This window comes from Novosphingobium sp., assembly GCF_027489515.1.
Taxonomy (GTDB): domain Bacteria; phylum Pseudomonadota; class Alphaproteobacteria; order Sphingomonadales; family Sphingomonadaceae; genus Novosphingobium.
The window spans coordinates 1-6,905 of sequence record NZ_JAIXZS010000112.1; the positions used below are offsets into that span (position 1 = coordinate 1).

Consider the following 6,905-nt stretch of genomic DNA (forward strand, 5'->3'; position numbering starts at 1 on the left):
AAATCCCGCCCCGCCTTGGCGATCAGCGAAGGATTGGTGGTCACGCCGTCGAGCAGGCCGGTGGAGGCAAGGTCGGCAATCTCGGCTGTATCGGCAGTGTCGACGAAAAACTTCATGGGAGGCGGATCCTGTATGCGATTCTGCGAACCCTATAGCGCGCGGGCGGGCGCTGTGTAGCCTGTCATTCTTCCACCCTTTCGGTGAAGGGCGGCTTTGCCCCGAAGGACGGCAATGCCTAGATGGGGGCATGACCCGCGCGCGCTGCATTGTCTTCAACGCCGCCCTCGGCGCGCTCGACTACCGGGTGCCCGAGGGGATGGATGCGCCGACTGGCAGCGTGGTGGTGGTGCCGCTGGGGCCGCGCCAGATCCTTGGCTTGGTGTGGGATGACGGCGATCTGCCGGGCGACGACTATCCGGCGCACAAGCTACGCAGCATTCTCGAAGTTCTGCCAGTGCCGCCGCTTCCTACGCCGCTGCGCCGCCTGATCGCTTGGACGGCGGACTATTACCTCGCGCCGCTCTCCGCCGTGGCGCGCATGGCCTTGTCGAGCAGTGCGGCGCTCAAAGGCAGCGGCACTGTCACTGAATACCGCCTCACCCCCTCTAGAACTTATGGCTCGGAGCCCGCGCGGATGACGCCGCAGCGGCTGCAGGCGCTCGATCTGCTGCAGGGCGAGCAGGCGACCATGCGCGAGCTGGCCGAGATCGCCGGGGTTTCGGAAGGCGTTCTGCGCGGCATGCTCGGACAAGGCTTGCTGGAGGCCGTGTTGGTGGACAGCGACCGGCCCTATCCGGAGCCCGATCCGCGCTTCGCCCAGCCAGAACTGGAAGGCGAACAGGCGGAGGCGGCCGCCGAAATGGTGGCGGCGGTCAGGGCGCGGAAGTTCCAGCCGTTTCTGCTCGATGGCGTGACCGGCTCGGGCAAGACCGAGACCTATTTCGAGGCCGTGGCGGCAGCGCTGGAGGCGGGGCGGCAGGTGCTGGTGCTGCTGCCCGAGATCGCACTGACAGCAGCGTTTCTGGGGCGGTTCGAGGCACGGTTTGGCGTGGCGCCCGTCACCTGGCATTCTTCGCTCAAGGCCTCGGAGCGGCGGCGGGCGTGGCGACAGGTGGCATTTGGCGGCGCGAAAGTGGTGGTCGGCGCGCGGTCGGCGCTGTTCCTGCCGTTTGCCGATCTGGGACTGGTGGTGGTCGACGAAGCGCACGAGATCGCGTTCAAGCAAGATGACGGCGTGCGCTACAACGCCCGCGACGTCGCGGTGATGCGCGGACACTTCGAGGGCGTGCCGGTGGTGCTGGCAAGCGCAACCCCGGCGCTGGAAAGCCTGCAGATGGCGGAGGCCGGGCGCTACAAGCGGCTGGTGCTGCCGAGCCGCTTCGGCGGGGCGCAACTGCCGCGGATCGAAGTGGTCAACCTCACCGAACTGCAGCCACCGCGCGGACGCTGGCTGGCGCCGCCGCTGGTGGAGGCGCTGCAGAACCGGCTGGCCAAGGGCGAGCAGAGCCTCTTGTTCCTCAACCGGCGTGGCTATGCACCGCTGACGCTGTGCCGGCACTGCGGGTTCCGCTTCAAGTGCCCCAACTGTTCGGCCTGGCTGGTCGAGCACCGGCTTTCCCAGCGCCTCGCCTGCCATCACTGCGGGCATGAGGTGCCGCCGCCACCGGTCTGCCCCGAGTGCGGCGAGCCGGACTGCCTCGTCGCCTGCGGCCCCGGCGTAGAGCGGATCGCCGACGAGGTGAGCGAGCTGCTGCCGGGCGCGCGGGTTGCGGTCGTCACCTCCGATACGCTGGCGAGCCCGGCCGCTGCTGCCGAATTCGTGGCACAGGCGGAGGCCAAGGCGATCGATGTCATCGTGGGGACGCAGCTGGTCACCAAGGGTTTCCACTTTCCCGAGCTGACGCTGGTCGGCGTAGTCGATGCCGACATGGGGCTCGATGGCGGAGACTTGCGCGCGGCAGAGCGGACCTACCAGCAGATCGCGCAAGTGGCCGGGCGCGCCGGGCGCGGGGCCAAGGCTGGCGACGTTCTGATTCAGACGCGCCACCCAAAGGCCGCCGTCATCGCCGCGCTCGCCAGCGGATCGCGCGATGCCTTCTACGAGGCCGAGACCGAGGCGCGGCGCGAGGCGGGCGCGCCCCCATTTGGCCGGTGGGCCGCGATCATCGTTTCGAGCGAGGACGAAGCCGAAGCGCGCGAGGCGGCGCGCGCGATCGGCGGCACCCGGCCCGACGAGCCCGGCGTCCTCATCCTGGGCCCAGCCCCTGCCCCGCTCTCGCTGCTGCGCGGGCGGCACCGCTACCGTCTGCTGATCGCGGCGCGCCGTTCGGCCGAAGTGCAGAAGCTGATCCGGGGCTGGCTCGCCCCCTTGCGCTTTCCGCCGGGGGTGCGCGTAGCCGTCGATATCGACCCTTATTCGTTCGTCTGAGCGGCAAAGCGAACCGTGCGGACAGCGTGATCTTCCGCCAGCGCAATAACAACGTCGGCGCGGCACGGCAGGTCGGCCAGCAAGTCGCGGGTCAAGCGTTCGTAGTGCATCACGAAGCGTTCGACTTGAGCCTCCGACATGCCGAGGCCGGTCCGTTCGCGCAGCTTGGCTTCCTGCAATTGCCGCCAGCCGAGCACCGCCTCGAAACCGGGGGGCGCGAGCATGATCAGGCAATCGGGCTCCTCGAACAGCGCGCGATAGGGGCCGGCGAGTGCGGCGTTGACATGGCGGCGCCAGATGCCGTCCGGATCATCCTCCGCCTCGAGGCGATTGATGGGTGCGGCCAAGACGTCCTCCGCTTGCGGGCGGGCGCCGAGGCACCAGCCTTCGCAGAGGAGGACGTCGAGAGGCTCGGCGAATCTGTGCCATTCCGCCTCGGGCGCGCGGTCGTCTTTTGCCTTGTCGAAGCGCGGCAGCTTAAGGGGCGCACGTCCTGCCCGCACCGCTCCCAGCAGCGAAAGGCCGAGCGCCACATTGTGCGTACCGGGCACGCCGCGTGTGGCGAATAGGGGGTGGACAGTCCGCGCAAGCGCGGCCCGTTCAGCGCGGGTCAGGTAGAGATCGTCGAGCGAAAGCGTGGCGGCGTGGAGGCCATGGCTTTCGCGCAGGAGCATTTCGAGCATCCGGCACAGTGTGGACTTGCCGCTGCCCTGCGAACCGCTGACGCCGACGATCAGCGCGCCTTCCTGCGTAGCGCGGCGCGCGGCGATCCATGCGGCGAGTGGGCGCCAGTGCGCTTCGATCGTCGCACGATAGCTCGCGGGCAGGCCCTCGGCAGCGATCAGCGCGTCGATAGCGGACTGCTGCGCCCTCACCCCTCCAGCAATGCTGCCGCCTGCAGGAGGCGGTTGCCGTGGTCGGTTTCTTCCTTGCCATTGGCGCGCAGGAGCGCGGCAGCCTCGTCATTGCCGATGCTGGCGGCCCAGCCTTCATAGAGCGTTTCGCCGTCGAACTCGGTCTGGGCAAGCTTGCGCAGCGCGGGCGGGGTGAGCTCGCCGATGGGGAACACGCCGCTGGCAAGGTAGGGGTTGGCATCGGCCTCGGGTGGCGTGAAATCCTCGCCCGTCAGCACCTTGAGCACGGCAGCGGCGCGGCGGGCGTGGACGAACTCCTCGTCGCCGTTGGTGCGCAGCAGATCGGCGACGGCGGGGTTCTCGGCACCTGCAGCGGTGGCCCGGTAGAGCTCCTTGCTCGCTGCCTCGACGAGGCACATGACCTTGATGTCCATGACCGTGGGCGCGGTGACGGTGCCGATATGAGCGAACGCTTCGCCGATGGTCTGCGGCATTCCCGGCTCGAGCGTGACGGTGGGCATGTGAGGTCTCCCTTGATGTTCTGATTCCGGGGGAGCGTACATCAGCGGCGGCCGGCAAGGAAAGGCGATTTAATCGCGCGGCTAAAGCGGCAGGAGCGCGCCCTCGCGTTCGAGCAGTTTCGCCTTGATCTCAAGCCCCCAGGCGTAGCCGCCAAGGCTGCCATCGGTTCGGATCACGCGGTGGCAGGGGATGAGCAGCGAGACGTGGTTGGCACCGTTGGCCGAGCCTGCCGCGCGCACCGCACCCGGGCGACCGACTTCGGCGGCGAGCTGGGCATAGGTGCGCGTCTCACCCTTGGGGATGCGGCGCAGCGCCTGCCATATGCTTTCCTGAAACGGCGTGCCGGCGACATCGACGGGGATATGGGTGAAGTCGGTCTCACCCGGCGCTTCGGCGGCGGCGATCACCTCGGCGAGCATCGCCGCGAAGTCCGCGCCGCCCTGCACCAGCTCCGCCTTGGGAAAGCGTTCGGCAAGGACGGCGGGGTCCTCGCCGAAGGAAAGGCGGCAGACGCCCCTGGCCGTCGCCGCAACGAGCATCGGGCCCAGCGAGGTTTTCGCGACATCCCAATGGATAACCGCGCCGCGCCCGCCATCGGTCCAGGCGGAGGGGGTCGGTTCGGTCGGGTTCATGGCGGTGCTCCTGCGGCGTCGTGTGAGCCAGTCTATAGCGCGAATGCCGACGCGGTGCTTCCCGCTGCTTGCGGTCTAATCAAATCCCGGCGAGAACCGGGACCAATGACCTTGCTCCGCCGCCTGCTGACCGCCCTTGCCGCTCTCCTCCTTGCTGCGCTGCCGGGCGCAGGGACGGCCGATCCCGGCGATATCGCTGCCGCCAGCCGGGGCGTGGTGCGCGTGGTGCTGATCCAGTACGACGGCGGTGCGGCGCGGCTCGTGAGCCACGGCACCGGTTTTGCCATCGCACCCGATCTCGTCGTTACCAACGCGCATGTCGTGGCGGACCTGCGCGGCAGCGACGGGATCGTTGCCGGGGTCGTCCCCTCCGAAGGGCGCGGCGGCTTTGCCGCAAGGATTGCCGCCTATGCCCCCAATCGCGATCTCGCACTGCTGAAGCTCAAGCCGGGCGCGGCGCTCAATGCGCTGACGCTGTTTTCCGGCGCACCGACGGACAGCGAGGAAGTCTTTGCGGTGGGTTATCCCGGCAATGTCGATATGGCCGAGGGGCTTTCGATGCGCGATCTCGTCAGCCCACAGGCGGCGGTGAAGACGCGCGGCTATGTTTCGGCGGGGCGCTCCTCGCGCGAGTTCGACACGATCCTGCACACGGCGCCAATCGGCTCGGGCAACTCGGGCGGGCCGCTGCTCGATGCATGCGGGCGGGTGCTGGGGGTCAACAGCTTCGGAACGGTGAGCGAGAACACGACCGATTCGGCGTTCTATTTCGCGATCTCGATGCGCGAGCTGGCAGCGTTCCTGCAGGAAGCCGGAGTGACCCCACATGCCAGCGGCACGCCCTGCACCTCGCTTGCCGATCTCGATCGCGCGGATGCGGCGCGCGGGGCAGAGGATCAGGCGCGGCTCGCAGCGGAAGCCGAGGCGCGCAAGTCGGCGCAGGCCGAGTTTGCCGCCAAGGCGCAGCACGATGCAGAACTGCAAATCCTGTCCGAACGCGACAACGGCCTCGCGCTGGCGGCGGTGCTGCTGGTCGCCGCGGTCGCGGCGGGCGCGGCGGCCTTTGTCCTGTTCCAGCGGGGCAAGCAGCGTGAAGTGAAGATCGCGGGCGGCGTGGCGGGGCTGCTGGCGGTGGCGGCGGTGGGCACCTGGCTGCTGCGTCCACCGCTGAGCCTGATCGACGAGCGGGCGAAGGACATGATCGCGGAAGAGCGCGCGAAGGCGCAGGCGGGACCTACGCAGGAGGCCAGCGCAAGCGCGGCGGATGCGCCAGCCAGGCTTGTCTGCGTGCTCGATCCGCAGCGCAGCCGCGTGACAATATCAGACGTGACCGACGTGCCGCTGACCTGGGCACCGGGCGGCTGCGTCAACGGACGGACGCAGTACGGACTTGCCGGGGATGGCTGGAGCCGTGTGCTCGTGCCGCAGGGCGAGGCGACGATCTCGGTCACTCGGTTCGATCCCGACCGGCGCGAATACACCGTCGAGCGCTATTTGATGGGGCTGGACGCAATGACGGCTGCGCGGGCGGCGCGCGCCAAGCTGGCAGCGCCGGCCTGCGGCGTGGACGAAGCTGCGGTCCGCGCGCTGGGCGAGGCACAAGGGGCAATCCGCGCGATGCTTCCGGCAGAGCCCAACGAAAGGCTGCGCTACAGCTGCAAACCGGCGCCCTGATCGGGGCTGCTTTTCACCCTGTCCCGGGAATCGGCAACTGGCATCTTGTCAGGCGGGGACTTGGTTGCTAGGCGCGCCCCCATTGCAGGCCGTGCGTACACTGTGCGCGGCTAGATGGCCCCTGCATTCAACATTTGCGATCCATCCTGGACGAAGGGAACCAAGGCGCGTGGAGATTTCCGGCGGGATTACGGCCAGCTTGGCGGGACGTTATGCGGCCGCGCTCTATGACTTGGCGGGCGAACACGGGGTTGTGACGGCGGTCGAAACCGACCTCGACACCCTTGGCGCTGCAGTGCGCGAATCGGCCGACCTCGCCGCGCTGCTGAAGAACCCCGAAGTTTCGCGCGATGTTGCCGCCAAGACGATCGACGCGGTGGCCGACTATCTGAAGCTCGGCGACCTTACCCGCAAGTTCCTCGGCGTGCTGGCTGCCAACCGCCGCCTTGCCTCGCTGCCCGACGTGGTGCGTGCGTTCACCGCAATCGCCGCTGCCGCGCGCGGCGAAGTGACCGCCGAAGTGACCACCGCGCACCCGCTCGACGAAGTGCAGCTTGCGCAACTCGCCGACAAGCTCAAGGCCCGCGAGGGCCGTTCCGTCACGGTCAAGGCTCATGTCGATCCGGCTATTCTGGGCGGTCTCGTCGTCCAGATCGGCAGCCGCATGATCGATGGTTCGATCCGCACCCGTCTCAATTCGCTCGCCCAGGCCATGAAGGGCTGAAGCCTCAAAAGTTTTACGAAAGGCGTTTCCATGGAAATCCGCGCAGCTGAAATCTCGAAGGTCATCAAGGA

General features: G+C 68.3%; 6 protein-coding genes and 1 pseudogene. 3 read left to right on the forward strand and 4 right to left on the reverse strand.

Annotation, left to right across the window (positions count from 1 at the left end):
* On the reverse strand, positions 1–116 hold a 116-nt coding region (locus Q0082_RS19485; RefSeq protein ID WP_298195272.1), incomplete at its 3' end, for a transaldolase family protein.
* A 131-nt stretch (positions 117–247) separates the two neighbouring features.
* Between Q0082_RS19485 and Q0082_RS19490 the strand changes: the two genes are divergently transcribed.
* Positions 248–2,428 carry a primosomal protein N' gene (locus tag Q0082_RS19490; RefSeq protein ID WP_298195268.1) on the forward strand — a complete coding sequence of 727 codons (2,181 nt, stop codon included), beginning with the start codon at positions 248–250 and terminating at the stop codon, positions 2,426–2,428.
* On the opposite strand, the gene Q0082_RS19495 is transcribed toward Q0082_RS19490, so the two are convergent.
* From Q0082_RS19495 to Q0082_RS19505, 3 genes and pseudogenes are all read right to left on the reverse strand, one after another.
* On the reverse strand, positions 2,413–3,198 hold the full coding sequence (locus Q0082_RS19495; protein ID WP_298195273.1) for a kinase: 786 nt from the start codon (positions 3,196–3,198) through the stop codon (positions 2,413–2,415). The genes Q0082_RS19490 and Q0082_RS19495 overlap by 16 nt on opposite strands.
* Positions 3,199–3,299: 101 nt before the next feature.
* Positions 3,300–3,803: a ferritin family protein gene (locus Q0082_RS19500; protein ID WP_298195269.1), complete on the reverse strand. Its 504-nt coding sequence runs from the start codon at positions 3,801–3,803 to the stop codon at positions 3,300–3,302.
* An 81-nt stretch (positions 3,804–3,884) separates the two neighbouring features.
* Positions 3,885–4,418 (reverse strand): annotated as a pseudogene (locus Q0082_RS19505) (methylated-DNA--[protein]-cysteine S-methyltransferase); the annotation flags it as partial.
* 123 nt (positions 4,419–4,541) lie between these two features.
* Between Q0082_RS19505 and Q0082_RS19510 the strand changes: the two are divergent.
* On the forward strand, positions 4,542–6,110 hold the full coding sequence (locus Q0082_RS19510) for a serine protease (protein ID WP_298195270.1): 1,569 nt from the start codon (positions 4,542–4,544) through the stop codon (positions 6,108–6,110).
* Between the two features lie 169 nt (positions 6,111–6,279).
* Positions 6,280–6,834, forward strand: coding sequence for a F0F1 ATP synthase subunit delta (locus tag Q0082_RS19515; RefSeq protein WP_298195271.1), 555 nt, complete (start codon positions 6,280–6,282; stop codon positions 6,832–6,834).
* The last annotated feature ends 71 nt before the right edge of the window (positions 6,835–6,905 follow it).